The following is a 26,036-nucleotide window of genomic DNA, read 5'->3' on the forward strand; positions in this document are numbered from 1 at the left end:
TAGTTTGATTATTTCATCCTATTCTTTTATTTACTTTCCTTAAGTTCCTGTGTGTCAAGTTCTCCATCAAGATACCGCTCTCCGCTCTCAGTAATTACGTAGACACCGTTCCCTAGATGAGTTAGAAGGCCGTATTCCGAAAGGACTCGACATCGCTCCGCAACATACTGAGGTGAATAGCGTATCTTCCCTTTCTCTTGCATCTTCTTTGGAGAGCCAGAGCCGTGTTCCCGGATATATTCTAGAACGCGATCATCAACAAGAGACATCCAATCCCCAGAGTAGCGCATATGAGATATGGACAACATAGGAAGATATCCCCAATGAATCTCGTAATGACAGTAGAATCTGCTTCTTGTCGTGCTAGGAAAGATATATCTTATGTGCTCTATTCTAGACTCGCAAGGAAGCGAAACAGAACTCTGACTAGTCAAAATTTGTACTGAAAGGATTAGTCAGACCCGTGCTGTTCCACGGGTCTGTTCTGGGCTTCCTAGGACCGAAAGCCATGCAAACCAACGCAACACCGCCGTATAACGGTTCCGTCGTTAGTATCGCCGAAACGAACGCCCGCCCGAGCACCACTTTCACTTTCAGTGTGCATCATGCTGAGCCTTATACCAGCACTGACAGAAATATTACCTTAGAGTCGCGCGTGAAACGTCCCGACGGGAGAGACGTCGGGAGCGTGTCTGTCACCGCGACTCGACCCGAAGCGGTCGAAAGCCACCGCGAGACAGACATGATTTCGGAGAACGTCAAACAAGCTAAAAGTACCGAATCGGCAAAAAACGAATGGAACGACGACCCGTGGCGCTATCGCTGTCCCAACGGACACTCGTCTATCGAATACTATCGCGGCACCGATTCCTACTACTGCCAGACCTGCGGTGCGCACTTCCCGTCCACCGGTCTACGCGACCTGAAGGCGGACGGCGGCGCGGCCAGCTCGCCGGGAGGTGAAGGCGATGAGTGACGATCTTATCACGGCCATCCGCGACCAGAACCGGATTCTCGAACGCCAGAACGCGATACTCACCCATCTGGCGTGGGTTCTCGACGAGGACGAACAGTCGCCAACGTCGTTCTTCACGCGGATAGACGACTGGAAGTTCGAGCAGGAACGGGAGGACCGCCGATGAGCCACGGAGTGCAGCGGCTCGACGACCACGACCCGAAGGAAGTGCTCGCGCAGTACGACACCCTCGAAGAGTACGTCCAAGACAAACAGGAGGAACTAGAAGTGATAGCAAACGGTGATTTCAGATCGGATTGGATAGCGAAGAAACTGCTCCGCGCGTACACGGAGGACTGGCAATGAGCGCGAGTTCAGTCCAACAGGAGGTCGCGCAGTCCGGGATCGTCCTGAAGCGCGGTATGCAACTCCCTGATCGTCGCTCGACTCCCGGGGTTGAGGCCCGAAGACACGTCTCCAAACAGGTCGTCCTCGGCGTCGGTGACGGTTTCCGCCGCGCCTTGCGTCAGTGGCGCACCGCAGCCGGGGCAGAACCGCGAATGCTGACGGAGCGGCGTTCGGCACTGCGGGCACGCTTCGAGGTTGGGACGGGACGATTCTTCGTCCTCGTCGACGAGATCGTAGTGTGCGAGGATCGATTCGTTCAACTCCTCGTCGCGCACCCCGGAGTACACTTCGAACTGCGAGGAGTCCTTGACCCACGTCGCACGATGCTTGATGGCCTGCTCGTTCAAGCCTTCCCGAATCCATCGGCTGATGGCCGTCTTTCGGAAGTTGTGGGTGTTCACCCGGTCCCGGTCGATTCCGGCTTCGTCGGCGATCCACTTGATACGTCGACCGAGGTACTGGTAGGACATCGCGCCGTCCTCCCCGTCCTCGACGAACCGAACCTTGTGGAACAACGCGGCTTCCTCCTCGTCGCTTCGGGGATGGACGTCGAGCCAGTTGGCGACGTAGCCCCTCGACCAAGTGAGCGGGACGGTGCCAGTGGCACCTTTCACGTTCGCTTCTTCGTTGATGCTGACCGTCCCGGCGCGGTTGGTCAGGTCGACGTCGTGAATTCGAAGGCTCGCGATGGCTCCGATTCGGAGGCCGGTGTCCGCGATGAGCGAGACGAGCGCCTTGTCCCGCGGGTGACTCGCGGCTTCGAGCAGGTCCTCGATTTCCTCGTCGGTGAGCAAGTCGTTCGGATCAACGGTCCGCTCCGGACTGACACCGATTTTGATGTCGTCTGCCCAATCTCGGTCGCGGTAGCGGAAGAACTTCCGGAGAGCTTTCCGGTAGTTTCGAAGCGTTCCTTCAGCGAGTCCGTGGTCATGTTTCAGGGAGAACAGCAATCCATCGACGGCGGTCTTGTCCTGCATCTCAGTGAGCGAAATGTCAGACCGTTCAGCGGCGAGACGGAGCCGGTTGATGTGGTTGACCATCGTACCGGTGTTCACCTTTCCCTGCGCTTCCTCGTGCTGGATGAAGGCGATGATGGCGGCTCTATCTGCATCGGAAATGGAGGCCTCGCGGAGCTTCGCCAATTGGTTCTCGAACTTCCTGCCGTAGCCCTGTACTTCGTCGAAATCAACCATCTATCTGACAGTCTCGCAGTCAGGGATTACAAAGGTATGTTCGGTAATCCGTGTGGGACTATCAGAAATTTTCTGACTCTCGTAGAAATCGCCCAGGTCGCGGAACGGACAGCGTATATCATCCGTTTGTCGAGTTCGCGTGGTCGTCTTCCGTCGGATTCGTCCCGTCGAAGCTCGCAATCGACCGTCGCTGCACTGTTTCGATTTGGTCTACGAGTTCATCGACGGTACCGGTTTTTACCAAGAACCGTCTCGATGAGTTTTGTGATTTGACTTCGATCAAATCGCCGTTTACAGTCACGTAGTGGTTCCCGTGTACAGCCGAATTGAATCCGGAGCGGACGATATCTATCGAATGTCGGAGGTACAATAGCACGTCCGGGACGGAAATCGTGTCGGAGTCTATCAGTGCAGCTAATCGACTGAACGTGTCGTCACGGGATTCCGTTCGACCGAGAACGTCGGTGTCGAACCGAATCGTCGATTCGCCACAGATAGCACCACAATCGCTACTGCAGGTGATTTTTCCGTTCGCCTCGATTCGGGCGAGCGGTTGGGAGAGGGCACGACAACAGACGTTACAGTAGGCACGAATCGTCGGCTCGTTCCGTCCAGTACCGGCGTCGAGTCCGGCGACGTCGACGGCGTTTTGCCACGAACCGAAATGGTTGTAGTACGTCATCCCGGAGAACGGGCCCTGTTCTTCCATTTCCTTTCGTTGAGGAACGTGACTGAGAATCTTCGCGAGCCGTCGTAATCCGAGTACCAGCTCCCGATTCTCGATTCCATCTCGTCGGGAGTGACGGGTTTCCAATCCCGCTGCCTCCAGCGCAGCGTTCCAAGTGCCGTATCTATCGAGATACGTCTTCGGGCTGTGAGACCCTCGTTTCCACATTTCTTCGGCGGTGGGAGAGTGTTCCAGTTCCGTAGCGAGATGGCGTAATTCGTCCAGAAGCGTCCGTTCGTCGATTCTAGCGCTGTCACTCCGTTTGAGACGGTCCTGACACAATCCGGCATCGGCGAGAGCATTTACCCAGGAACCAAATCGGCGCCGGTAGGTAGCAGCGCTATACTCACCGAGCTCGTCCATTTCGGTCGATGTCGGTGAGCGGCCGAGAACCCCGGCCATCCGCCGGATTTCGTCACGCATTTCCTGATTCGAAAACCGTCGGGGGGTGGACTTGTCGAACGTCTCCGAAAGCTCTGCTCTCTCTATCGCTTCGTTCCACGAACCGAATCGACGTCGGTACGTCGATGGAGAAAACCGACCTTGTTCGGCCATTTCGGTCGATGTCGGGATTCGATCGAGTGATTCCGCCAATTCCGAGAGGGCTCGAAGCAATTCGTCTTCGGAGACTTTCACACCCCGTGTTCGCGGCGTCAATCCGGCCTCTTTCACCGCCGTCTGCCACGAGCCGAACCGTTCGAGATACGTTGACGGAGAATGCGTACCACGTTCCCGCATATCCTCTCGCGTCGGCGTCCGACCTAGCGAATTTGCAAGCGTTTGAATATCCGAGAGGAGTTCCGCGTCCGAATACTTGGGTCGAGTACGGGAGTTAGGGGTGAGACCGGCCTGACAGATTGCGTCGTTCCAGGAACCGAATCGGGACTGGTACGTGCTGGGCGAGTACGCTCCGTGAATTTCCATTTCCCGCATACTCGGAGTTCCGTCAAGCCGATTCGCGATTAGTTGAAGTTCTGCGAGGAGCTTCTCCTCCGCTATCCGACCCCTATGAGAGGAGACAGATCGGCAGACATTCTTCGCAGAATTCCTTTTCTTCAATGCAGATTATGGAATACCACAATGTCATATAAACATTCGTGTACAAACAATATTTCTTCCGAAGAAGAGACCATTCGTAGGAGTGAATCTTAATATTACCACATAGAATACAATATTATAGCAAATGATTGCTGAAGACCGTGGTAATGCACGATTTATAGGTCCATGCGCGAAGTTGTCATTCGACAACCCAGTTTACCGTCTCCAGATAATTACCGCTGGAGCGTTCGGTACGGCCGAGTTATCGAATACGACCATATGACAGAATAACAATAAATAGATGGCGCTACGGAGGCATCGGTGTCCTAATAAACGCGGTAGCAAAACGAACGGCTCTCTTCGACCGAAAGACGGCGAACGTTCCGTGACGGACGAATTACAGACACCAGTCCCTCGGACCCCCTGCATTTCAACTGGAAGATTCGACCGCCTACTGCCAGTTCGTCTCCGACTCGGCGTCGGTTTCTTCTTCGTCTAACTCGCGCACTTCCCGCTCGTCGTTGTACTCGGCCGTGCCGCCAGCTTTGCCGGAAATCTCGTTGTACACTGCTTCCCGAGCCTCCTCGGGAGATTCGTAGCGTTCGTCCACGAGACGGTCGAAGACGCTTCCCAGTGTCTCGGTTTCGTTCGGCAAGTCGAGTGGCTGGTCGCCGTACTCCGTCGCCAACTCCTCGCTCGTCGTCGGATACTTGTGCTCGCCCAGCATCCGACCCGCATCGCCGAGCGCGTCTTCGACTCGTTCCGCCCGATCACGTTGTCGTTTCCGTGCGTTTTCCTGCACGCGTTCGGCGTCGTGATGCTCGTCGGACATGGTTCTGTCCCAAGTTACACGATGCCGTCTGAAATTCATACTGGCCATCGAACGGAGCGGCAGCGGTCGCCGTCTCACCGTTGTCTTCTCCGCGCACCACCATTTCTTCACATCTCGCTCTCTCTCACTCTCGCCGGTTCGCACCACCATCCCTCACTTCTCGACTTCGAGCAAGGCGACGCGTTCACAGACGATATCGGTGAGGTCGGCGGTCGTCGCCGCCAGTTCGCGTTCCGAGACGGAGAAGAACTCGAAGACCGATTCGCGGTCCGGAGTGTCGAGCGTACCGCCGGGCGTCAGAACATCGGCGACGGCTTCGCTCGCGGGGGTCTCCCGTTCGCCGTCCACGACGACGACGACATCCCGTTCTCCCTCCGAGACGCCCATCTCCAACGCCTGATTGATCTGACGGCGACCCGCCGCGTACAGGAGGATTTCGACGGCGCGGTCGCGGGCGACGTTTTCGCCGCGCTCGAACGCCCGGTTCGCGTGCTCCACCGCCGATTCGAGATGCTCCCGTCCGGCCACGTAGTCGGCGTCGAACGCCTGTATCGCACAGTCGAACTCGTCGCCGATATTGCCGAGGCGACCCACGAACTCGTTCACGTCGGCGACAGTTGCGGTCCCTTCGACCAGTTTCATTCGAAATCACCGAGGCTCTGTTGTCCCCCGTCGTTCGTCGCTCGGGCGCTCGTCGCCGCCGTCTCGGCGTCCGCCTCGACGTCATCGAGCGACGGGTCCTGCCGCCCGACGTTTTCGAGGATGTTTTCGGCCGTCTTTTTCCGGCCGCGGAGCGCACCGAGAACGACGGATTTGTCGGCTTCGCGGAGGTCGGCCCGGGATTCGATACCGGCTTCGTACAACCGACGGGCGCGTTTTCGACCGACGTTCCGAACGCCCGCGAGGTCGAGCAGTTCCTCCTCGACGCCGTACTCGACCCGTTTCCGTGCTTCCCGGACGGCCGTGGTGGTCGCCGACGGAATTCCCTCGGCGTCGTCACGCTGGAGTTCGGCTGCGAGCCGTTCGGCCGCGTTGAGCAACCACTGTGCCGTTTCGACCTTCCCGCGGATGTCGCCGGGGCCGATGGCGTACCGTTCGGTGATGCGATCTTCGTCGAGTTCGCTCGCCCAGTCTTCGAGCAGGCGGGCGGTCTTCAACGCGGAGAGCCAGTCTTCGAACGCGTTGTCCTCGAACTCCGAGGGCATGTGACCGAGGAACTCGGGTTCGCGCTCGTAGGCTATCTCCGTGTATCGTTCGCGGTCGCCCGACCGGAGGTAGAGTTGATACATGTCCGGCGTGCGCGAGACGAGGTGGTACAGTCCGAGCGCGGTCGGTTTCCCGTCCGCATCGCGCAGTCCGTCGATGATTTCGGCGGCGCTCATCGGGTCGAGGTAGAGTTGCGAGACGCGGTGGCCGAGACCGGTGGCGCGCAATCGGTCGTCCCGTTCGAGGAACCCGTTCCGGTCGAGGTAATCGAGGACGTGTTGGGTGACGGTTTCGAGTCGCCCCGTTTCGTCGGTCTGGGTCGCGTACAGCGTCCGTTCGAGGAAGTCGAGGAGTTCCTCCTCGGTCCCCGCGAACCCGGACGCGACGGTGGCGAGGATGTGCGTTCGGAGCGCGGGTTCGGCGGCGAGTTTCGAGTGGACCGGTTCCGGGTCGGCCCAGACGTATTGGTCGAACAGTTCCTGCAGTTCGTCGTGGCTCTTGGCGATGAGCACGGCCTCGCCGTGCGGGTCGAGACCGGGACGTCCGGCCCGCCCGAACATCTGGTGCACTTCGAGCACGTCGAGCGGTTGCATACCGCCGATATCGCCGTCGTAGCGCCGCCAGTCGCGGACGATGACCCGTCGACTCGGCGTGTTCACGCCCGCCGCGAGCGTCGGCGTCGCGCTGATGACTTTGATGAGTTTGTCGCGGAAGGCGTCCTCCACCAGCGACCGATGGTCACTGGCGAGACCCGCGTGGTGAAACGCGGCTCCCTTTTCGATGGCCGTCGCGAGGTCGTCGCTCGTTTCGGTGTCGCTCACGTCCCGGATTTGGTCGGCGATGTCGAGCAGATCCCGACGTTCGTCGTCCGTGAGGTGTGTCTTCGTCACGTCCGCGAGTCGCTTCGCCGCGGCCTCCGCGTGGCGGCGGGAGTTGACGAACACGAGCGACGACCCGCCGTCTTCGAGCGTATCGCGAACGAGCGCGGCGGTTTCCTTCTCGTTTCCGCGGGCGAGTTCCTGCTGTGTCCCGTCGTCGAAGTGGAGCGCCTGCCCGTAGAGAACGCCCTTCCTGAGGTCGATGGGTCGCCACGTCGAATCGACGAGGGTGGCGTCGAGCCAGTCGGCCATCTCGCCCGCGTTGCCGACGGTCGCCGACAGCGCCACGGTCTGGAGGTCCGGGTTGACGCGACGTAGTTTGGCGAGCGTCACTTCGAGCGTCGGACCACGGTGCGCGTCGTTGACGAGGTGAACTTCGTCGGCGACGACACAGGAGAGGTCGTCGATCCACTTCGCGCCGTTTCGGACGAGCGAGTCCACCTTCTCGCTCGTGGCGACGATGATGTCTCTCGAAGCGAGCCAATCCCCGTCGCTCTCGTAGTTTCCGGTCGAGACGCCGATGGAGACGCCGTACTGTTCGAACTCCTCGAACTCCTCTTTCTTCTCGCTGGCGAGCGCCCGGAGGGGGACGATGTAGAGGGCTTTGCCACCACGGGCGACGCTGGACAGCATTGCGAGTTCCGCGATGAACGTCTTTCCGCTCGCCGTCGGAATGCTGGCGACGACGCTCTCACCCTCGGTGATTCCCGCTTCGACCGCTTCCGCTTGGGGCGGGTAGAGTTCCTCGATTCCCTGCGCGTGGAAGTGTTCGGGAACGCCGTCCGGCAAGCCCGTCAAGTCGGCGACGTTCACGCACGCTCACCTTGCGTGCGCGGTGCGATTCCGGTCATTACCCTCGTTTGGCGCGTCTTCCCGTTTAAACTGTCGGGTGGCCGCCGAGGAAAGCTATTTTCCAGACGATTGTGATGTTCGAGTATGCCGATTCCAAAGTACGGCGACAAATACGACGCTCCAGCGTTGTTCTCGCCGGAGGAAGCCGTGGGCGCTCACGGCGGCGCGCTTCCCGAGATGCCGAAAGCGGTCATCCTCGGCTTCGAGGACGAACTGTTCGAAGCGGTGGACGAGCGAGCGACGGAGAGCGTGAACTACGTTCGAAATCAGACGGTCCGGTTGCTCTCCGAGGAGGTCGGCTTCATCGGCGACTTCGGCATCGGACCGACCGTCACCGCAATCGTCGCGGAGAACGCGATTGCGGCGGGCGCGGAGGTGGTTTGTGTTCTCTGTGGCTGTGCCGGATTGCAGACGGACGTCCCGCTCTCGGATGCGATTCTCCCGACGCGAGCGGTCCGCGACGACGGAATTTCACAGCACTATCTCCCACCGGAGGAGACGGTGACATCGACGCCAGCGGTAACGGACCATCTTGAATCGGCGCTTTCGGATACCGGAATCGGCACGCACCGCGGTCCGACGTGGTCGATGGGAGCGATGTACCGCGAGACGGAACCCGAAATCGAACACTACGCGAACGAAGGCGTCCTCTCGCTCGGCATGGCGGAAGCGGCTCTGCTGGCTGTCGCCGAGTATCGCGGCGTAGATGCGGGTGTCGTCCACCAAATCGGCGACTATCTCACGGCGGACGACTGGGTGCCGAATTCGGACGAACGGTCCTCGCTCCCGTCGATGCTGGGCCCGACGGTCGCGGCGCTTCGAACGTACGTTTCGTGAGGTTCATCGTTTGGTTATCGGCCACTTCGCTCCGTCATCCATTTGAGGGCACACGGCAGAGTGGTAGCTATGAAGATAGAATACGACCGGAACACCTGCACGGGGATGTTCCAGTGCACCGCGGAGTGGGAGAAATTCGTCGAAAACCGCGAGGAAGGCAAGGCCGACCTGCTGGAGGGCGAGGAGGTCGAGGAGGGAATCTTCGTCCGCGAAGTTCCCGAAGGGGAAGAGTTCGACGCCGAGATGGCCGCCCGCGTCTGTCCCGTGGACGCGATTAAAGTGTACGACGACGACGGCGAACAGATAGTCTAACGGGAAATAAATCGGAATTACGCTGAACTCACTGTATTGTACTGGAGTGTATACTGTAGAATACTGAATTACACTGTATTGCACTAAAAATTACAGAATACTACGGATTGTTCGGAAGACGAATCGACGAGGGGGAATATTTCGAGTGGAAACCGTACGGCGGATACGGGACAGATGGGCAGTCGAAGGATTCCGACGTCGAACCGTAGCTATTGTTCAACTACCGAATCGTGTCCGATGGTCAACTACCGAATCGTGTCCGATGGTCAACTACCGAATCGTGTCCGATGGTCAACTGTCGAACCGCGCCTGTTGCATGAACGGTTGAATATCGTCGATGTCGCCGAGCCGTGAGTCGGATTGGAGGACTGCCTCGGTCTCCTCGATGGGTACCGAGAGGCTGATCTCTTTCGTGCGCCCGTAGCGGCCCTTCGAGACGACGACGGCGTTGACGATGCCGAGCATGTCGAGTTCGCTGATGAGGTCGGTGACGCGGCGTTGGGTAAGGATATCCGCGTCGATCTCCTCACAGAGGTGTTTGTAGACGTTGTACACCTCGCCCGTGTTGATGTTGTGGACGCCGTTTTTCTCAAGCGAGATGGTCGAAAACAGGACGAGTTTGGATTGCGTGGGGAGCGTGCGGACGACTTCGACCACGCGGTCGAGTTCGATTTTGTCCTGTGCCTTTCGGACGTGGCCCTCCTCGACGCGTTCGGCTTGGTCGCGTTCGGCGAGTTCGCCCGCCGTCCGAAGCAAGTCGAGCGCCCGTCGAGCGTCACCGTGTTCCTGTGCAGCGAAGGCGGCACACAGCGGAATCACGTCGTCGGAAAGGGCGTCCTCCTTGAACGCCACCTCGGCGCGGTGCTGAAGGATGTCCCGGAGTTGGTTCGCGTCGTAGGGCGGGAAGACGATTTCCTCTTCTCCCAAACTGGACTTGACGCGGGGGTCGAGGAAATCGGTGAACTTCAGGTCGTTGCTGATGCCCATGATAGACACGCGCGAGTTGTCGAGTTCGGAGTTCATCCGCGAGAGGTTATAGAGCGTGTCGTCGCCGGATTTCTCGACCAGTTTGTCGATTTCGTCCAGCATGATGACGACGACGCGTTCCTGATAATCGACGGCCTCGAAAAAGGTATTGTACACGCGGTCGGTCGGCCACCCGGTCATCGGAACCGGTTCTATCTCTTCCGAATCAGCTTCGAGTTCCTCGATTCGCTCGTCGATCTCCTGAACGGAGGCAAAATCGACGTTCGCCAACTGTTCGGATTCGGCAGTCACGCCCTCGCGGATGTCTTTCAGTTCCTCGATTCGATTTTCGATGTCGGACAAATTGTTCTCGATGAACTTGTTGGCGAGTTGCGCGAGCACGCGGTACTGCGTGTCCGTTATCTCGCAGTTGATGTACTCGACCTCGCACGGGACTTCGTACTTCAGCGAGGTTCGTTCGAGTTCCTGACTCACGAACTTGGCGCTCGCCGTCTTCCCGGTCCCCGTCTTCCCGTAAATGAGGATGTTCGACGGCGTTTCGCCGCGTAGTGCGGCGACGAGGATGGTCGCCATCCGGTTGATCTGCTCCTTCCTGTGGGGGAGTTCGTGTGGCGTGTACGAGGGACGAAGCACTTCCTTGTTCTCGAAGATCGGCTCGCCGCTGAGCAGATCGTCGAACAACCCGTGATTGCCCTCCTCGTCCGAGTCGTCCAAGACGACATCGTCCAAATCGATGCCCTCGAAGCCACGGTTCATGTGGCCGGTTCGTTCGTTCGGCGGGTCGGTATTTTCGTCTGACATACGTCGGCTTGGTACCCCTTCGTTTCGACTGGAGTTGGCACGCCGTGCGGAGAGAGACGGGAGAAAACCGGGAATAACGTCACGATTTTCGTCCCAAAGAAGCGACAGCGCGTCCAGTTGATGCAGATGAAAAAGAGGTACAGCACAGTACTAAAATCTTTCTCATCGGTCGAATGATGGACGAAAAACGGTTTTTTCCCGGTTTCACGCTGAAAGAGCACCGTTTCGGGTCGAACGAAAGAAAAGAAGTTGTGAAAAATTGATGATTCAGTGGCGGTTTTGAACGCGAATTTTGAACGCGAATTTTGGACACGGATTTTGGGAGGGATCGATTTTCGAGAGATTTTCGAGCGGTTCCGTCGAGAGCCGTTGGAGAGCCGTCGTCAAAATTGTCGAAAGATGATTTTGAAAGCACGCGAGGGAATTCAAGACGGTGGTACCGGGAACGGAGGCCGACTGGTTCAACCGTCCGTTTCGTTCGAGTTTAAGCCGATTTAACCCGTGCATTTCGGGTGGAATCGAAAAAGAGGGGCCGAGACGATATGATCCGAACCCCCCAATTTCGGGTGGAACACGTACAAACTATCGCCATAGTTGGAATTGTCAGAGGGGAGAAAGGGAAGTTCATTTGGAACCATACCCGGAATGTTGTCTATCCGAGATGACGCCGTTCGGAATTGACAAGTCGATGAGCAAGTCGGTGGGTGAGTCGGTGGGTGAGTCGGTGGGTGAGTCGGTGGGTGAGTCGGTGGCGGGGGACGCTATGTTGAATGTTACCACGTGTCTCTGAACCCCCCCACCCCTTCGTTTCGGGTGGAACGCGGGAACAGTGTGGTGGGGGGAGGGGGCTAGTCTAGGACGGGAACCTTTATTACACAATCTAGCTAACAATATCTGCAAACTAGAGTCATTTCTTTTCTAGAGTGGGGTGTATCCTGTAAGTTACCTCCAACCGACACCCCACACCCCACCTTTCACCGTTTCCACCCGAAACGAAGGGGTGGGGGTGTGTCACAACGAGTAAAAACAACAACACATCCACCCGTCTCCACCAACGAGTCATCTCAAGTCCAACGTTGGAGCAACACCTTCTCGTGTTATCTCTTCACGTGCTCACTGACACCGTAGAACACGGGGTGTCGGTAGTTCTCTACCGTTCTCTTTCCTTTCATTTACGTCTCTATTTTCCATCCGTTGCGTGAGAATCGTCCAGTCGTTTTCGCCCACGTAACCCGATAACCCCTTCGTTTCCAGTGGAAGTCGTTCCCCGAGCACGGCCGTTGAACAAAAATTCGATGCGGCGAGAAAAAGACGGACCAGGAGCAACGAAAGTACCTCCCAGTTCGACCATCGACCGGGGTCCGAACCGGTCCTTTTCGTGTTCCTTTCTTGAGGTCCGTCTCGTGTTTTCTTGGAGCCTGTCTCGTGTTCACTTTGAGTCCGGCTCGTGTTTTCTTCGAGTTCGTTCCTCGTTTTCTTCGAGTTAGTCTTACGCTATTTCTTTCCCACTGCCGCATGGGAATTGCGTCAAGAGTTGTCTGACATAGGTTTAAGTGAATGGCGTAAATTTGTACGCGCAACAGCCCCGCACGTCCGGCTCATCTCGACAACCGGTTGTCTAGAGTGATTATCCGACACTGGGGTCTGGGAGGAAAAAGGATGGGATTGTTTACTGGTCTCAGGCAAAGTATTGCACGTGTGACCGACAAGCTCTTCTCGTCGGAAGAGCCGAAACGAATCGGCATCTATGGGCCCCCGAACGCTGGGAAGACGACGCTCGCCAATCGCATCGCTCGTGATTGGACGGGTGACGCCGTTGGTCCAGAGAGCCACGTTCCACACGAAACACGCCGCGCGCGTAGGAAGGAAAACGTCGAAATCGAACGCGACGGACGGAAAGTCACCATCGATATCGTTGACACGCCGGGTGTCACGACGAAAGTCGATTACGAGGAGTTCCTCGACCACGATATGGACAAGGAGGACGCCGTTCGCCGCTCCCGCGAGGCCACGGAGGGTGTCGCGGAAGCGATGCACTGGCTCCGTGAAGACGTCGATGGCGTCATCTACGTTCTCGATAGCTCGACCGACCCGTTCACGCAAGTGAACACCATGCTCATCGGCATCATCGAGAGTCAGGACCTACCGGTACTTATCCTCGCGAACAAAACCGATCTCGACGATTCGAGCGTCCAGCGGATTCGTAACGCGTATCCGCAACACGAGACGATTCCACTCTCTGCGCTGGAGGGTGACAACATGGATGAAGTGTACACGAAAATCGCGGAGTACTTCGGGTGATTCCAATGCCGGAAGTGAAAAATTCAGACGACGGCGTTCAAGTTGACCTCATCGGTGGTGAACGGATGGCTGGGAAGACCAGCATGGAAAAAATTCGGATGATACTCGATGGTGTCCGTGACGGCAACATTGTCATTCTCGAAGAAGGGTTGTCCCCCGACGAGGAGAGCAAGCTCATCGAGGTGACGATGACCGAAATCAGCCCCGACGAGTTCAGTGGTATCGAAATCGAAACGTATCCCCGTTCGAAGACGTCCGACAGCAGTCTCCTCGGTCGATTGATGGGTCGTGAGTCCACCGGTTCGAAACTTACCGTCATCGGTCCGGCGAACCAAATCGAGACGCTCCACAAGGACGAGAACCTCATCAGCGCCCTCATTTCCCACAAATAATGCCCCACGAGTGTACGAACTGTGGACGGACGTTCGCGGACGGGTCGAAGGAGATGCTTTCGGGATGTCCCGACTGTGGCGGTAACAAGTTCCAATTCCGACCGTCCGGTTCATCTCAAGACGAAACGAAGGCCACCGAATCCGCGGGTGCGAGCGCGAACGCTGCACCGACCGCTGACAGTGCAGGCGGGTCCGGGACGGTAGGTCGAGCGGCGAATACGGTCAAAGGATGGGTCGGGTCGCGTGGTCGTTCGGAATCGGAATCCACGAACTCGGACCGTAACGAACCCGCGCAGAAGCCTACCCAACCGACAAACCGCCGCGAACAACCACCAAAAGCGAGCGAGCGGGCAGAGGCGAACGAGTCGGCGGTGGCGAACGAAGCGGCTCAGTCGAAGCCGACTCGAAAACCGACGGCGGAACCCAGCATCGAATCGACTGAGGACCGCGCACAGGCGAGCGCTCGCTCGGAAATCGTCCCGGACGACGAACTCCCGGAACGGCCGGACAACGAGGGAACAGGTACGGTTATCAAACCGCCCGAAGACAACCAGCCGAGTCTCGACGAACTCCGCGAGGAGCTCAACAGCCAGTTCGAGAGCATCAAGGTGGTCGAACCTGGGCAGTACGAACTCAACCTGATGGAGTTGTACGAACGCGACGAGTACATCATCGCCATGCGTGAGAACGGTCGATACGTCATTCAGGTCCCCGATTCGTGGACTGGTGCGGCCGATAGCTGATTCCGTTTCGGTTCTTGCCGCTTTTGTTTCGGTTTCGCTACCTCTGTTCTGACTTCGCCCGTCTCGTCATCTCGACGTTCGATGCCGCCGGTGTCGGTACCTACCGGGTGGCCAAACGTGCCGACTGGTGAACAACGGTCAATCTGGAGTGGAAACGAAGGGGTTTCGACCCGAGTAGGCAGATTTTAAGCAATCGAGTGGGAACGAATGGGTATGAACACTCCGACGAAAATCGTCATCGGGACGGTCGTACTGACGATGGTGGCCGTACTTGCAGTCATCATGAACGCTTGGCTCATCGCCTGATGTTTCGCCAACGGTCTGTGCCGGACGACGTGGCGGCGGTCCGAGACGACCACGCGCCGGACGCGCTCGTCTTGGATTGCGAACGCGATTTCGAGACGCTCCCGATTCCGGCGCGCGACGACCTCGCACTCCTGACGGACGAACTCCGCCCGTTTTCGGCACCCGACGAGTGGCTACCTAGCGACGCTCCGGAACTCCTCCGACGCTTCGCCGGGACCGACCTCGTTGTCGGGATGCCGGGAGACGGTAGCGTGGCGTGGACTCACCAAACCGACCCACCCGTCCTCTTCGTGAAAGCGCGCGTCCAGGGGTCGCCCGAGTCGTTCATCGACTTTCTGGTCGCGGAAGCGCTCGTCGAGGTCGGACTCGACCTTCCCGAACACTTCCTCGAATTCTTCGAGGGTCGATACCGGGAGTTCGCCGAGGTCGTTCCGCTCGGACCCGCGGCCACGTACCAACTCGCCGTCGCCCTGTGTGACGCGTACAAAGGGCTGTACACACGCGAGGTGTTCGCCGACTGGCAGGGAACGCATCCTCGGCTGTTCGAGGCGTGGCGGGACGCGGGTCAACGAATCGAACCGCGGGTGGACGGCATCACCCGGGAAGTCGTGACCGGAACTTCCGACTTCCCCGACGCCACCGAGTTCGCCTGTAGCGCCATCAAACACGGTATCGAACCGCCAGCGCCGTTTTCTGCACTCGACACGCAGGCCTACCGCGACCACGGCGTCGGCTACGCCATCAAATGGGCCGAAAAGACGCTTGGTTCGCTCGATGTGGGTTCGGATTCGAATTCGAACTCGGATTCTGATTCGGCTACCAGTTCTGATTCGAATTCGGAATAACACCGTCCGGCCCCGTTCTATCCCCACTCACTACACACGCTCCGTTCTATCCTCAGTCGCTACACACGCTCGTTCTATCCTCGCTCCGCTCTATCTTCTCACTCGCCGTCTCCTTCTGTCGGGACGATCACGAGGTCGTCGGGTTGGCTGTCGAGGTATATCGAATAGTTGTCCGTGCCCGTATCTTGTGCCATGGTAAACCAGAACAGTGCTGTCGCATATAACCCTACCTGTCAATGTTTTTCATTTATTCGACTCACAACTGTATGAACATCCGATTTATTATCAGATACAATCCGTTTAAGGTTGTAATGTGGGCGGAAAACCGCTCTTCAGTGACTCATCTCTGGACGAACGTTTCGTGACGCCTCGGCGTCCGCGACGTTCCCTGCTGATTCGGCGCGCGTGAGAACGGCACGAGTTCGTCGATAGAGCCTTTCTTTTGCCGTCTCACGAATTTCTATCTCACGAAGTCGTCGGTTTACGCGAGGTCCTCGGCGATGTCTTCAGCGAAGTAGGTCAAGATCAGGTCCGCACCCGCCCGCTTGATGGACAGCAGGGATTCGAGCGCCGTCTCCCGCAGGTCGAGCCATCCCTTTTCGCTCGCGGCGTGCAACATCGCGTATTCGCCGGAGACGTTGTAGGCGGCAATCGGGTGGTCGTACTCCTCCCGGATGTCCCGCACGATGTCGAGGTACGGCAGTGCCGGTTTGACCATCAGTATGTCTGCACCCTGCTCAACGTCCAGTTCGACTTCGTGCATCGCTTCGCGCGCGTTGGCCGGGTCCATCTGGTAGTGTCGTCGGTCGCCGAAGGCGGGTGCGCCGTCCGCCGCGTCCCGGAACGGGCCGTAGAACGCCGATTCGTACTTCGCGGCGTAGCTCATGATGGGCACGTCGGAATAGCCCGCTTCGTCCAGTCCGGTGCGAATCGCTTCTACCATGCCGTCCGTCATGCTGCTCGGCGCGACCATCTCCGCACCTGCCTCGGCGTGGGAGACGGCGATTTTCTGCAGCAGGTCGAGCGTTTCGTCGTTTTTCACCGTGAGTCGCGGGTCGTCCGCGGCCTCGTCCTCGACGATTCCGCAGTGGCCGTGCTCGGTGTACTCACAGAGACAGACGTCGGTGATGACCGTGGCGTCCGTCTCGGCCGTGATTCGACGCGTCGCTTCCTGTACTACGCCGTCTTCGGCCCACGCCCGACTGCCTCGTTCGTCCTTCGATTCGGGGATGCCGAACAGCATCACGGCCCCGACGCCCGTTTCCAGCACTTCCCGCACACGTGCGACGCTCTCGTCTATCGGAACGCGCTCGTGTCCGGGCATCGATTCGATCTCGACCCGTTCGCCCGTCGTGGCATCGACGAACACGGGTGCGATGAGGTCGGTCGCATCGAGGGTCGTCTCGCTGACTAACTCTCTGATTCCGTCACGACGAAGCCGACGTGGACGCTCGGTGAAGTTCATATCACTGCTACCCGCGGAATCCCCAAAACCGCGTCGCTCCGGGGATGGGTCACAACGCATTTAGCCCGTCCCGTCAATATCCGTATCTGATGCACATCGCCTCGCTCGTTGCGGTCGAGACGACCATACCGACCCTCCTCACCTTCTCAGTTTTCGGGTTGGCGATTCTGTCGTTTGCCCCGAACTCTCGCTCGATTCGAACGTTCGTCGCGAACTACGGCGTTTTCGTGCTCGCGGGCAGCGTCGCGCTCGTGGCCGTCGCCGGTATTCTCCTCTTCCTGTTCGGCGACGAAACGCTCGCAAAACAGTGGCTCGACCAGTACGGCTTGTTCGCCCTGTTTTTCATCTTCATCCTCGAAGGCGCGATGATGCTGTACTTCGCGCCGAGCGAGACCGTCGTCCCGGTCGGCGTCACCGTCTTAGCGAAGTCGCCCAGCGATTATCGGACGATAGCAGTCATCGTCGTCGTCGCCGTCATCGCTTCGACGGCCGGACAGTACGCGCTGTTCCTGCTGGCGAAGCGCGGCGGGCGTGAGTACCTCCTCGAAAAACCGTGGTTCCGAATCGACGACTCGTCGCTGGACCGGTTCGACCACTGGCTCGAACGGTGGGGTCCGCTCGCCATTCCGCTTAGCAACACGCTCCCGTTCACTCGCGGGATGTTGACCGTCCCGGCCGGTTTCGGTGAGATGAAGGACAGAAACTTCATCATCCTCTCCGCGCTCGGTTCGCTCTCGTTCGAAACGCTCCTCGCAATTTTCGGCCCGAGAGCGTTCGCGATACTCTTGGATGCGATTTCGAAGTTCTTCTGAACGTAGGCGGGTCCCAGAATCGACCTCCGAAATTTATATTTTATTGCCACTTTCTCCCCACTGTTCGATTCTGACCACAAACCCGACAACTGTCGACCAATTTGAAACTCTCCGAGTGAGGCGGGGACCCGGTTGAAATCATCGTCATCCTACCATGGCGATAGACCTAACAGTGCTGAAAGCGTAGTTCTACTCGCGCCCGCGTACCGTTTGTCGCGTGCCATGCTACGAGCGCCACGTGGGCGCACTTTCATTCTAACACAGTGACAGGAGAGTGATGTCTCATCAGTAACTGTCGATAAATTGGTTCGATGGAATATTTCGAATCGAAAGTATATTTGGCTCGCGTTTCGAGTGAAGGGATATGGAGACGATACGTGCCAACGAGTATCACGACCTCGTTAGCGTGACCGACCCGCAAGTCTCGCCGGACGGCGAGCGAGTGGCGTTCGTCCGCTCGGTTCCGAAGGACGACGAGAAGTACGAGGCGACGGTGTACGTCGTTCCGCTGGGTGGCGACGAACCGAAGCAGTTCACCATCAGCGAGGGCGTGGACAGCAGCCCGCGGTGGAGTCCGAGCGGGGACCGACTCGCGTTCGTGAGCACTCGAGGAGCGGACGACGACCGACCGCAACTGTGGGTCATGCCCACGGCGGGCGGCGAGGCACGACAGGTGACGGACGTGGCCGGCGGCGTCTCACAGTTGGCGTGGTCTCCCGATGGGACGAAAATCGCGTTCGTCCAGTCGAGCACCGAGGACGACCGGGACGAGGAGCGGGACGTCTCCCTCGACGGCGAAGAGTACGAACCGGAAACGCCGGACCCGCGCGTTATCGACCGTAAAATCTACCGGGCGGGCACGAGCTATTTCGACGGGAAACGGAGCCACGTCTACCTCGCCGATTTGGACGACGATTCCGTCGAACGACTGACGGACGGCGATTTCGACTTCGCGGCACCCGACTGGGGTGATGAGACGACGCTCTACTTCGGTGCCGAACGCGAAGATGACCCGGACGACAACATCATCGTCGATGTCGTCGCCTACGACATCGACGCGGACGAGGAGGAAACGCTCTTCCAGACGAGTGCGTGGGGCGCGTCGTTAGCGGCGACGGAGGACGGCCGAATCGCCTACATCTACTCACCCGAGGAGAACGCCACGCTCCGACAGGCCGACCTCAAGGTCTTCGACCGGGGCACGGGCGAGACGGTGACGCTCACCGAAACGCTCGACAGAACGGTTGCAATCGCTCCGGAGTGGGACCCCGAGGAGGAGCGGGTGTACTTCGGCACACCCGACGAAGGCGACCAAGTGATTTGGCGCGCTCGGGGCGACGGGAGCGAGGAGCTACAGCGGGTCGTCGGCGACGGGCACATCACCGATTTCTCGGTCGGTGCCGATGCCGTCGCCTACGTGAAATCCGAGTGGGACCATCCGGGCGATCTGTTCGTTTCGACGCCCGGGGGGGCCGAAACGCATCGACTCACCCGCGCTAACGCGGAGTACCTGAACGACCGCGCGGTGGGACAACCGGAAGAACTCCGGTTCGAATCCGACGAGGGAGTCGAAATTCAGGGGTGGCTCCTCACGCCGCCGGACTTCGATGCGGACGAGCAGTATCCGCTCGTCGTCGAAATCCACGGCGGACCGCACGCGATGTGGTCCACGAGCGGCACGATGTGGCACGAGTTCCAGACGCTCGCCGCGGAAGGCTACGTCGTCTTCTGGTCCAACCCGCGCGGTTCGACCGGCTACGGCGAGGAACACATGGCCGCCATCGGACGCGATTGGGGCGATACGACCATGACCGACGTGATGGCGGGTGTGGACCTCGTTGCGGAGCGCGATTACATCGACGAAGACGACATGTTCGTCACCGGTGGGAGCTTCGGCGGCTACATGACCGCGTGGATCGTCGGCCACACAGATCGGTTCAAGGGCGCGGTGAGCCAGCGCGGCGTGTACGAACTCAGCAGCTTTTACGGTTCGACGGACGCCTTCAAACTCATCGAGTGGGACTTCGATACGACGCCGTGGGAGGAACCGGAGTTCCTCTGGGAGCGCTCGCCGACCGCGTACGTCGAGGACGTGACGACGCCGACGCTGCTCATCCACAGCGACAACGACTTCCGCGTCCCGGTGAACAACGCCGAGATGTTGTACCTCCTCCTCAAGAAAAACGACGTGGAGACGCGCCTCGTGCGCTATCCCCGCGAAGGCCACGAACTTTCCCGGAGCGGCGAACCGGGACACGTCGTGGACCGACTGGAGCGTATCGTCCGCTGGTTCGACGGCTACTCCGACCACCGCGACGTGCCGAAGGCACTGGACCGCGGCGACGACGGATTGTCCGCGAACGAGGACGACGAGGACGACGAAACCGAGGAGTAGGACGCGAGAGATCGTCGCGGACCACGAACGACGCGGTGGACCAGAATGCCACGGCCGGACAACGACAACTATTGTCGTGGGGAGGTACGTTTCGTCCGGGGTCGGTTCGTCCGAAATTCCGCCGCCTGTGGCCGATTTTTCACTGGAAACGAAGGGGTTGGTGAGCGGTTTCGTATCCGAACTATGTCACCTTGGGCCATCGAACGCGACCGAGTTTTGTCTGCCGTCTCGGTTCGGCTACTGACGGCTCCATACCGTTTCAGGGGACGGTTTCGGTAGCGGGTCGAGCGGCGGGTCTTCCGCTTCCGTGTCCCGTTTTCTACTCGAAAGAAGGGGGTTCAATCGACGATGATTTCGGAACTCGTGCTCTCGGCGTCGGCGGTCGGTTTCATCTCGCTGTCGTATCGGTCTATCCAATCGGCGAAACACTCCGGGCAGAGTCGCTGGCTGTCTATCTGTGAGCGGTCCACGGTCAATCGAATCGTCCGGGCCAGCGCGTTCTGTACCGGTTCCTGACAGTCATCACAAGGGTCGGGGTCGCTCTCGTCACTCATGAAGGCTCAATGTGACGCAAAATACATAAAACGACGCGGAAATCAGACGGTGGCCGCGGATCGGGACGTGTCCGCTGTCGGGTGTGTCTGTTGTACCGGCGGGACGGCCGAATAGCTGGTTCCGTCCTGTTGCGTGACGGTCGGACCGATGACGGCCGCCTTGGAGAAGAACAGGCGGACGTGGCCAAGCCACGGTATCTTCAACTCGGCGGTGCCGCGAATCCACTCCGGTTTCACGGGGTCGCTGATACGGACCACTTGGTCGTACTCGCCGTTGTTGTCGCCCTTGGTGATGAATCCGGCGTGCGGTGCGGGGCAGTTGGGTAGCTCCTGGCAGTTTTCCGCACCGAGGATGTAATCCTTGTTCGCTTTGTCGTACCAGTTCTCTCCCTCGTCTACCCAGAAGCGAGCACGGTGGATGACGGGCGTTTCGTCGCTCCTCCCGTAGCGCAGGTAGATTACCACGTCACCGTAATCGTTGAACTTCTTGTAGCCGGTGTCCTTTCCCTCCTGATAGGTGACGACGCCGGTGTCGCCGTGGGCGGCGTCCGGCGGGAAGCGGTGCTGGTCCATGATGAAGATGAGGTCGCCTCGATACATCTGGGGTTGCATGCTCCCGCTCTCGACGGCCACCATCGGTGGCCACACGCCGCTGACGGCGAAGAGGATGAGACCGATTGCGACGACGACGGCGGCGCTCTCCAGCATCTCACGGACGAACACGACTGTCCCGTTGTCGGTGTGTCGGAACCAACGAATCCACGCGACCGGACCGGAGCCATCGGGTCCGGTGTCCCGTATACCGTCCGACGACGACTCGTCTGGGGGACTCATTACGGTTACGTAATCTTCCCCGCGTTGTCAACCTTCTGGGTTGGTTCGCTAGCCTTTTTGCCTATCCGCGTCTCTGAAGAGATGTGCCACTCGAAACCCCGGCTCGAATCGTCAGAGAACTCACGAGTCGCGGGTACAACGCCGACCGCGAGGCCGTGACGCTCCTCGCGTCCGCCCCTGACCCCGGAACGGCGCTCGAACGTGCAGTCGAATCCGCCCCCGAGGACGCCCTGAAACTCTCCGTCGAACACGTGCGAACGGTTCTCAATGATTCCTCGGACGGGGCGCGTGACCCCTCCGCTTCAGGTGGAGTTTCTGCCGCGAAATCGACAGCAGACGCGACTTCATCTCCAGTTGAAACGAAGGGGTCTGTGTCACGAAGTCCCACCGAACAATCGGTGGACATCCTCAACGACATGACCGGCGCGAGCACTGGGACCGGCGAATACGACGATTTCGTCACGGTGTTCCGCGATCGGTTCCAGCGCCTTTCGGGCAAACTTCGTGGCCGGGTGAACACCCGTCCGACGAACGCCGTCGCCAGCATGCCCGGCGGAAGCGACGCCGCCATCGTCGGCATGATAAGCGACATTCGCTCCACGGCGAGCGGGCACTGGCTCGTCGAACTCGAAGACACGAACGGGACCTTCCCGTGTCTCATTATGAAGGACCGAGAGTTCGCCAGCGTCGTTGACGAGCTCCTGTTGGACGAAACCATCGCCGTCGAGGGAACGCTCTCCGACGACGCAGGCATCCTGTTCGTGGACTCGCTTCACTTCCCCGACGTGCCACGGACCTACCGACCGTCGACCGCCGACCGCCACGTGCAGGCCGCGCTCATCAGCGACGTGCACGTCGGCAGTCAGGAGTTCATGGCCGACGCGTGGCATCGGTTCGCCAACTGGCTTCACACGGAGGAGGCCGAACACGTCGAATACCTCCTCATCTGCGGCGATATGGTCGAGGGCGTCGGTATCTACCCGAATCAGGACGAGGAACTCGACATCATCGACATCTTCGAGCAGTACGAGGAGTTCTCGGAGTACCTGAAGGAGGTGCCGGGCGACTTGGAGATCGTCATGATTCCCGGCAACCACGACGCGGTTCGACTCGCCGAACCGCAACCGGGATTCGACGACGAACTCCGCTCCATCATGGACGTCCACGACGCGAAGATCACGAGCAACCCCTCCACGGTGACGATTGAGGGGGTCTCGGTGCTGATGTACCACGGCGTTTCGCTGGACGAAGTTATCGCCGAACTGCCCGCGGAGAAGGCGAGTTACGAGGAACCGCACAAGGCGATGTATCAACTCCTCAAAAAACGCCACGTCGCGCCGCAGTACGGGGGCCACACCCGCGTCGCGCCGGAGGAGAAAGACTACCTCGTCATCGACGAGGTGCCCGACATCTTCCACACCGGCCACGTTCACAAACTCGGTTTCGGCAAGTACCACAACGTCCTCGCCATGAACTCCGGCTGTTGGCAGGCCCAGACGGATTTCCAGAAGAGCGTGAACATCGACCCCGACTCCGGATTCGCCCCCATCGTCGATTTGGACACGCTCGACGTGACCGTTCGAAAGTTCGTCTGAGTTGAAGTCGGCTCCTGCTATCCGTTTTCCAGTCGAAATGGTGGGGTTGATTTCCAGAGTACCTCGCCAAAAACTTCGAACCGAACGTGGCTCGTCGGTTGAAATTGCCGTGCCTCGAATTTCAAACACCGAAATCCGATTCCGCACTTACAGATGCGTTCTCAAACTGCCATCGGTGGATTGGTAGAATATAGATGAATTTGGGTGAGATTTGCGAAAATGTACTTCCGTTCACATTCGGAAATAGCTATCGTCGGTTATCATGACTGTACCAGACCTCTCGGACGATACGACCCAACCGGGCGATTCGAACTCGACTTCCCGTCGGCGGTTTCTCGCGGGTGCCGCTGTAACGGGATCGGCCCTCGCGCTCAGTAGCACCGCGATTGCGATGCAGTCGTCGGCGTCGGTCACGTTCGACGACCAGACCACGGGCGGCACGTCGGTCAGCGTCGCGTCGGCGACGCTCCCGAAAGGCGGTTTTATCGCCATCCACGACGACCGCCTCCTCGACGGGAAGGCGCTGGAGAGCGTCATCGGCGTCTCCGACGCGCTCGATGCGGGCACACACGAAACCGTCGATGTCGAACTGTTCGACGTGAAGGGAACGGAGTTCGACTCGAAGATGCTCGAGGAGGATGCCACGCTCATCGCCATGCCTCACGTGGACTCGAACGGCAACGAGGAGTACGAATTCGTCTCTTCCGACGGACAAACGGACGGCCCGTACACGGCGGACGGGGAAGCCGTCGTGGACGACGCGATGGTCTCCATCGGGATGGACTCGAAACCGACCGCGGACGTCTGCTTCCGCGACCAGAAGTCCGACGGCGAGAGCGTCTGGGTCAACAGGGCGACCCTCTCGGACGGCGGCTTCGTCACCATCCACGACGCGAGCCTCCTCGACGGCAAAGTGTTCGACAGCGTTATCGGCGTCTCCGGCGCGCTCGACGCGGGAACCCACGAGGACATCGAGATTTCGCTGTACGAGGGCGTCTCCGGCGGCGACTACGAGATGTCGATGCTGGAGGGAGACGCCACGCTCATCGCCATGCCGCACTTCGACAGCGACGACAACGGGTCCTACGACTTCCTCACGTCCGAGGGGGAGACGGACGGCCCGTACACGATGGACGGAAAGGCCGTCGTGGACGACGCGGAAATCACGCTTTCGGACGGCTGCTAACGTCGGCTCACGAATTCCTCATCGCAACCTTCCCCCGGAACCTATCCTCGTTTCCGAGCGCTTACGTGCCGATATCGACGAAAAAGTAGGACCTCGCTTACGTTACCGGTTCAGCGTGTGAATCGCGTGGCCGAGCGCGTTTTCAGCACACTCCATCACGGCCTCCGAGAGCGTCGGATGGGTGTGAACCGTGGCGGCCACGTCTTCCAGCGTCGCGCCCATCTCGATGGCCAGACCGAGTTCGGCGACGAGTTCCGAGGCCTCGGGGCCGACGATCTGTGCGCCGAGGACGAACCCGCTCGGTTCGTCGGCGACGATGCGGACGAAGCCCTCGGCGTGGCCCGTCGTGAGTGCACGGCCGCTCGCTTGGAACGGGAATCGACCCACGACGGGTTCGAAGCCCTGTTCTTCAGCTTCGTCCTCGGTCAGACCCACGGTGCCGATTTCGGGGTCGGTGAAGACCGCGGCGGGCATGGCCTGATAGTCGAGCGCCGAGGGTTCCCCGGCGATGACCTCCGCGGCGACCTGTCCTTCCTTGCTCGCCTTGTGGGCCAGCATCGGTTCGCCCGCGACGTCACCGATGGCGTAGATGTGGTCCTTCTCGGTCCGCGCACGGTCGTCCGTCTCGATGAAGCCCATCTCGTCGGTTTCGATGCCTGCGTCTTCGAGGTTGAGCGTGTCCGTGACGGGTTGGCGACCGACCGCCACGAGGACTTTCTCGGCACCGAACTCCGAGACCTCGCCGTCCTCGTCCTCGGTCATGACGGTGATGCCGTCGCCGGACTCCTCCCACTCCTTCGCGGCCTGTCCGAAGTGGAAGTCGATGCCGAGTTCGTCGGCCTTCTTCTTGACCGGTCGCGCGAGGTCGTCCTCGTAGGCCGGGAGCACCGAATCGAGCATCTCGACGACGGTCACGTCGGAGCCGAGTTTGGCGAAGACGCCCGCCAACTCCATGCCGATGTAGCCCGCACCGACGATGACGATGCTCTCCGGGACGTCCTCCATGGCGAGTGCCTGCCGCGAGTCGAGGACGTGTTCGCCGTCGAACTCGAAGCCGGGAATTTCGATGGGTCGGCTTCCGGTCGAGATGATGGCCTGTTCGAATTCGACCGTCTCCGAACCCTGTCCCTCGCCCTCGTGGACGACGCGAACCGAGTTCTCGTCCGCGAACTCCGCGCGGCCTTCCATCAGCGTGACGCCGTTGGCCTTACAGAGCTTTTCGACGCCGCCGGTCAGTTGCGACACCACGCCGTCCTTCCACTCGACCATCTCGCCGTAGTTCACGTCGAGTTTCGTGTAGATGCCCATGTCCTCGGCGTGACTGGCGTCGTAGGCCAAATCCGACGCCGTAATCATCGCCTTCGACGGGATGCAGCCGTAGTTCAGGCAGGTGCCGCCGTAGGCGTCCTTTTCCACGAGCGTTACGTCGAGTCCAAGTTGCCCCGCGCGGATGGCGGCGACGTAACCGCCCGGTCCCGCGCCGATAACCAGCACCTCAGTTCCAGTCGAGATATCTCCGACGACCATTGGGCGACTAGAGTAGCTACCGGGTAAAAAATCAGGTGGATTACGCCCTGACAAG

Annotated in this window: 24 protein-coding genes; 13 read left to right on the forward strand and 11 right to left on the reverse strand. The window is 59.4% G+C overall.

Annotated elements, in window-relative coordinates:
- Positions 1-26: 26 nt before the first annotated feature.
- Entirely contained in the window at positions 27-290 is a 264-nt protein-coding gene (locus B208_RS25035; RefSeq protein ID WP_073096835.1) for a winged helix-turn-helix domain-containing protein, read from the reverse strand.
- 365 nt (positions 291-655) lie between these two features.
- Here B208_RS25035 and B208_RS0111280 point away from each other — a divergent pair, with 365 nt between their 5' ends.
- From B208_RS0111280 to B208_RS0111290, 3 genes are read left to right on the forward strand one after another with little or no spacing between them, the layout of a single operon-like run.
- Positions 656-976: a hypothetical protein gene (locus tag B208_RS0111280; protein ID WP_232423780.1), complete on the forward strand. Its 321-nt coding sequence runs from the start codon at positions 656-658 to the stop codon at positions 974-976.
- Positions 969-1,142 (forward strand): hypothetical protein, encoded by a 174-nt coding sequence (locus tag B208_RS24365; protein WP_007982514.1) that lies wholly within the window; start codon positions 969-971, stop codon positions 1,140-1,142. The genes B208_RS0111280 and B208_RS24365 overlap by 8 nt, the downstream gene beginning before the upstream one ends.
- On the forward strand, positions 1,139-1,321 hold the full coding sequence (locus B208_RS0111290) for a hypothetical protein (RefSeq protein ID WP_007982512.1): 183 nt from the start codon (positions 1,139-1,141) through the stop codon (positions 1,319-1,321). Before B208_RS24365 ends, B208_RS0111290 begins: the two co-directional genes overlap by 4 nt.
- Before the next feature lie 8 nt (positions 1,322-1,329).
- Here B208_RS0111290 and B208_RS0111295 read toward each other — a convergent pair whose 3' ends face one another.
- From B208_RS0111295 to B208_RS0111315, 5 genes are all read right to left on the reverse strand, one after another.
- Entirely contained in the window at positions 1,330-2,556 is a 1,227-nt protein-coding gene (locus tag B208_RS0111295; protein WP_007982511.1) for a site-specific integrase, read from the reverse strand.
- 118 nt (positions 2,557-2,674) lie between these two features.
- Positions 2,675-4,342 carry a homing endonuclease associated repeat-containing protein gene (locus B208_RS0111300; protein WP_268741694.1) on the reverse strand — a complete coding sequence of 556 codons (1,668 nt, stop codon included), beginning with the start codon at positions 4,340-4,342 and terminating at the stop codon, positions 2,675-2,677.
- A 430-nt stretch (positions 4,343-4,772) separates the two neighbouring features.
- Positions 4,773-5,153 (reverse strand): DUF5789 family protein, encoded by a 381-nt coding sequence (locus B208_RS0111305; protein WP_007982136.1) that lies wholly within the window; start codon positions 5,151-5,153, stop codon positions 4,773-4,775.
- Positions 5,154-5,306: 153 nt separating this feature from the next.
- Positions 5,307-5,795, reverse strand: coding sequence for a KEOPS complex subunit Cgi121 (gene cgi121, locus B208_RS0111310; RefSeq protein WP_007982137.1), 489 nt, complete (start codon positions 5,793-5,795; stop codon positions 5,307-5,309).
- Positions 5,792-8,050: an ATP-dependent DNA helicase gene (locus B208_RS0111315; RefSeq protein ID WP_018128875.1), complete on the reverse strand. Its 2,259-nt coding sequence runs from the start codon at positions 8,048-8,050 to the stop codon at positions 5,792-5,794. Before B208_RS0111315 ends, cgi121 begins: the two co-directional genes overlap by 4 nt.
- A gap of 123 nt (positions 8,051-8,173) precedes the next feature.
- On the opposite strand from B208_RS0111315, the gene B208_RS0111320 reads away from it, so the two are divergent.
- Both B208_RS0111320 and B208_RS0111325 read left to right on the forward strand, forming a co-directional pair.
- Positions 8,174-8,926, forward strand: a complete 753-nt coding sequence (locus tag B208_RS0111320; protein WP_007982141.1) for a phosphorylase family protein — start codon at positions 8,174-8,176, stop codon at positions 8,924-8,926.
- A 69-nt stretch (positions 8,927-8,995) separates the two neighbouring features.
- The gene (locus tag B208_RS0111325) at positions 8,996-9,238 is read left to right on the forward strand and encodes a ferredoxin (RefSeq protein WP_007982143.1); all 243 of its coding nucleotides are present in this window, start codon (positions 8,996-8,998) and stop codon (positions 9,236-9,238) included.
- 291 nt (positions 9,239-9,529) lie between these two features.
- Here the strand turns inward: B208_RS0111325 and B208_RS0111335 are convergent, their stop codons facing one another.
- Positions 9,530-11,026, reverse strand: a complete 1,497-nt coding sequence (locus B208_RS0111335; protein WP_007982146.1) for a Cdc6/Cdc18 family protein — start codon at positions 11,024-11,026, stop codon at positions 9,530-9,532.
- 1,659 nt (positions 11,027-12,685) lie between these two features.
- On the opposite strand from B208_RS0111335, the gene B208_RS0111350 reads away from it, so the two are divergent.
- The 4 genes from B208_RS0111350 (at position 12,686) to B208_RS23000 (ending at position 15,613) form a co-directional block, all read left to right on the forward strand.
- Entirely contained in the window at positions 12,686-13,327 is a 642-nt protein-coding gene (locus B208_RS0111350) for an Era-like GTP-binding protein (RefSeq protein ID WP_007982151.1), read from the forward strand.
- A 5-nt stretch (positions 13,328-13,332) separates the two neighbouring features.
- Positions 13,333-13,719 carry a DUF2073 domain-containing protein gene (locus tag B208_RS0111355; protein WP_007982153.1) on the forward strand — a complete coding sequence of 129 codons (387 nt, stop codon included), beginning with the start codon at positions 13,333-13,335 and terminating at the stop codon, positions 13,717-13,719.
- Complete coding sequence (locus B208_RS0111360; RefSeq protein ID WP_007982154.1) at positions 13,719-14,462, forward strand: OapC/ArvC family zinc-ribbon domain-containing protein; 744 nt, start codon at positions 13,719-13,721, stop codon at positions 14,460-14,462. The genes B208_RS0111355 and B208_RS0111360 overlap by 1 nt, the downstream gene beginning before the upstream one ends.
- A 305-nt stretch (positions 14,463-14,767) precedes the next feature.
- Entirely contained in the window at positions 14,768-15,613 is an 846-nt protein-coding gene (locus tag B208_RS23000) for a DUF7089 family protein (protein WP_049805639.1), read from the forward strand.
- A 481-nt stretch (positions 15,614-16,094) separates the two neighbouring features.
- On the opposite strand, the gene hemB is transcribed toward B208_RS23000, so the two are convergent.
- Positions 16,095-17,078, reverse strand: a complete 984-nt coding sequence (hemB, locus tag B208_RS0111385) for a porphobilinogen synthase (protein WP_007982162.1) — start codon at positions 17,076-17,078, stop codon at positions 16,095-16,097.
- Between the two features lie 89 nt (positions 17,079-17,167).
- On the opposite strand from hemB, the gene B208_RS0111390 reads away from it, so the two are divergent.
- Together B208_RS0111390 and B208_RS0111395 are read left to right on the forward strand one after the other, a co-directional pair.
- Entirely contained in the window at positions 17,168-17,890 is a 723-nt protein-coding gene (locus B208_RS0111390) for a DedA family protein (RefSeq protein ID WP_007982163.1), read from the forward strand.
- 364 nt (positions 17,891-18,254) lie between these two features.
- Positions 18,255-20,285: a S9 family peptidase gene (locus tag B208_RS0111395; protein ID WP_007982164.1), complete on the forward strand. Its 2,031-nt coding sequence runs from the start codon at positions 18,255-18,257 to the stop codon at positions 20,283-20,285.
- A 338-nt stretch (positions 20,286-20,623) separates the two neighbouring features.
- Here B208_RS0111395 and B208_RS0111400 read toward each other — a convergent pair whose 3' ends face one another.
- Positions 20,624-20,839 (reverse strand): DUF7569 family protein, encoded by a 216-nt coding sequence (locus tag B208_RS0111400; protein WP_007982165.1) that lies wholly within the window; start codon positions 20,837-20,839, stop codon positions 20,624-20,626.
- A 42-nt stretch (positions 20,840-20,881) separates the two neighbouring features.
- Positions 20,882-21,673, reverse strand: a complete 792-nt coding sequence (locus B208_RS0111405; RefSeq protein ID WP_007982166.1) for a S24/S26 family peptidase — start codon at positions 21,671-21,673, stop codon at positions 20,882-20,884.
- A gap of 83 nt (positions 21,674-21,756) precedes the next feature.
- Here B208_RS0111405 and B208_RS0111410 point away from each other — a divergent pair, with 83 nt between their 5' ends.
- Both B208_RS0111410 and B208_RS0111415 read left to right on the forward strand, forming a co-directional pair.
- Positions 21,757-23,268: a DNA-directed DNA polymerase II small subunit gene (locus tag B208_RS0111410; protein WP_026177815.1), complete on the forward strand. Its 1,512-nt coding sequence runs from the start codon at positions 21,757-21,759 to the stop codon at positions 23,266-23,268.
- A 262-nt stretch (positions 23,269-23,530) separates the two neighbouring features.
- A complete protein-coding gene (locus tag B208_RS0111415; RefSeq protein ID WP_007982171.1) occupies positions 23,531-24,454 on the forward strand; it encodes a twin-arginine translocation signal domain-containing protein in 924 nt (307 codons plus the stop codon).
- Positions 24,455-24,556: 102 nt separating this feature from the next.
- Here B208_RS0111415 and lpdA read toward each other — a convergent pair whose 3' ends face one another.
- Positions 24,557-25,981, reverse strand: a complete 1,425-nt coding sequence (gene lpdA, locus B208_RS0111420; RefSeq protein ID WP_007982173.1) for a dihydrolipoyl dehydrogenase — start codon at positions 25,979-25,981, stop codon at positions 24,557-24,559.
- Positions 25,982-26,036: the final 55 nt, after the last annotated feature.

The organism is Haladaptatus paucihalophilus DX253 (assembly GCF_000376445.1).
In the GTDB taxonomy this organism is placed as follows: domain Archaea; phylum Halobacteriota; class Halobacteria; order Halobacteriales; family Haladaptataceae; genus Haladaptatus; species Haladaptatus paucihalophilus.

What these genes read in the sequence shown, in the direction of transcription:
- B208_RS0111325 (WP_007982143.1), top strand. Translation starts at nt 8,996, where the DNA reads ATGAAGATAGAATACGACCGGAACACCTGCACGGGGATGTTCCAGTGC.
- B208_RS0111290 (WP_007982512.1), top strand. Translation starts at nt 1,139, where the DNA reads ATGAGCCACGGAGTGCAGCGGCTCGACGACCACGACCCGAAGGAAGTG.
- cgi121 (WP_007982137.1), bottom strand. Translation starts at nt 5,795, where the DNA reads ATGAAACTGGTCGAAGGGACCGCAACTGTCGCCGACGTGAACGAGTTC.
- lpdA (WP_007982173.1), bottom strand. Translation starts at nt 25,981, where the DNA reads ATGGTCGTCGGAGATATCTCGACTGGAACTGAGGTGCTGGTTATCGGC.
- B208_RS0111405 (WP_007982166.1), bottom strand. Translation starts at nt 21,673, where the DNA reads ATGAGTCCCCCAGACGAGTCGTCGTCGGACGGTATACGGGACACCGGA.
- B208_RS23000 (WP_049805639.1), top strand. Translation starts at nt 14,768, where the DNA reads ATGTTTCGCCAACGGTCTGTGCCGGACGACGTGGCGGCGGTCCGAGAC.
- B208_RS0111335 (WP_007982146.1), bottom strand. Translation starts at nt 11,026, where the DNA reads ATGTCAGACGAAAATACCGACCCGCCGAACGAACGAACCGGCCACATG.
- B208_RS0111395 (WP_007982164.1), top strand. Translation starts at nt 18,255, where the DNA reads ATGGAGACGATACGTGCCAACGAGTATCACGACCTCGTTAGCGTGACC.
- B208_RS0111350 (WP_007982151.1), top strand. Translation starts at nt 12,686, where the DNA reads ATGGGATTGTTTACTGGTCTCAGGCAAAGTATTGCACGTGTGACCGAC.
- B208_RS24365 (WP_007982514.1), top strand. Translation starts at nt 969, where the DNA reads ATGAGTGACGATCTTATCACGGCCATCCGCGACCAGAACCGGATTCTC.
- B208_RS0111415 (WP_007982171.1), top strand. Translation starts at nt 23,531, where the DNA reads ATGACTGTACCAGACCTCTCGGACGATACGACCCAACCGGGCGATTCG.
- B208_RS0111295 (WP_007982511.1), bottom strand. Translation starts at nt 2,556, where the DNA reads ATGGTTGATTTCGACGAAGTACAGGGCTACGGCAGGAAGTTCGAGAAC.
- B208_RS25035 (WP_073096835.1), bottom strand. Translation starts at nt 290, where the DNA reads ATGCGCTACTCTGGGGATTGGATGTCTCTTGTTGATGATCGCGTTCTA.
- hemB (WP_007982162.1), bottom strand. Translation starts at nt 17,078, where the DNA reads ATGAACTTCACCGAGCGTCCACGTCGGCTTCGTCGTGACGGAATCAGA.
- B208_RS0111305 (WP_007982136.1), bottom strand. Translation starts at nt 5,153, where the DNA reads ATGTCCGACGAGCATCACGACGCCGAACGCGTGCAGGAAAACGCACGG.
- B208_RS0111320 (WP_007982141.1), top strand. Translation starts at nt 8,174, where the DNA reads ATGCCGATTCCAAAGTACGGCGACAAATACGACGCTCCAGCGTTGTTC.
- B208_RS0111360 (WP_007982154.1), top strand. Translation starts at nt 13,719, where the DNA reads ATGCCCCACGAGTGTACGAACTGTGGACGGACGTTCGCGGACGGGTCG.
- B208_RS0111400 (WP_007982165.1), bottom strand. Translation starts at nt 20,839, where the DNA reads ATGAGTGACGAGAGCGACCCCGACCCTTGTGATGACTGTCAGGAACCG.
- B208_RS0111355 (WP_007982153.1), top strand. Translation starts at nt 13,333, where the DNA reads ATGCCGGAAGTGAAAAATTCAGACGACGGCGTTCAAGTTGACCTCATC.
- B208_RS0111390 (WP_007982163.1), top strand. Translation starts at nt 17,168, where the DNA reads ATGCACATCGCCTCGCTCGTTGCGGTCGAGACGACCATACCGACCCTC.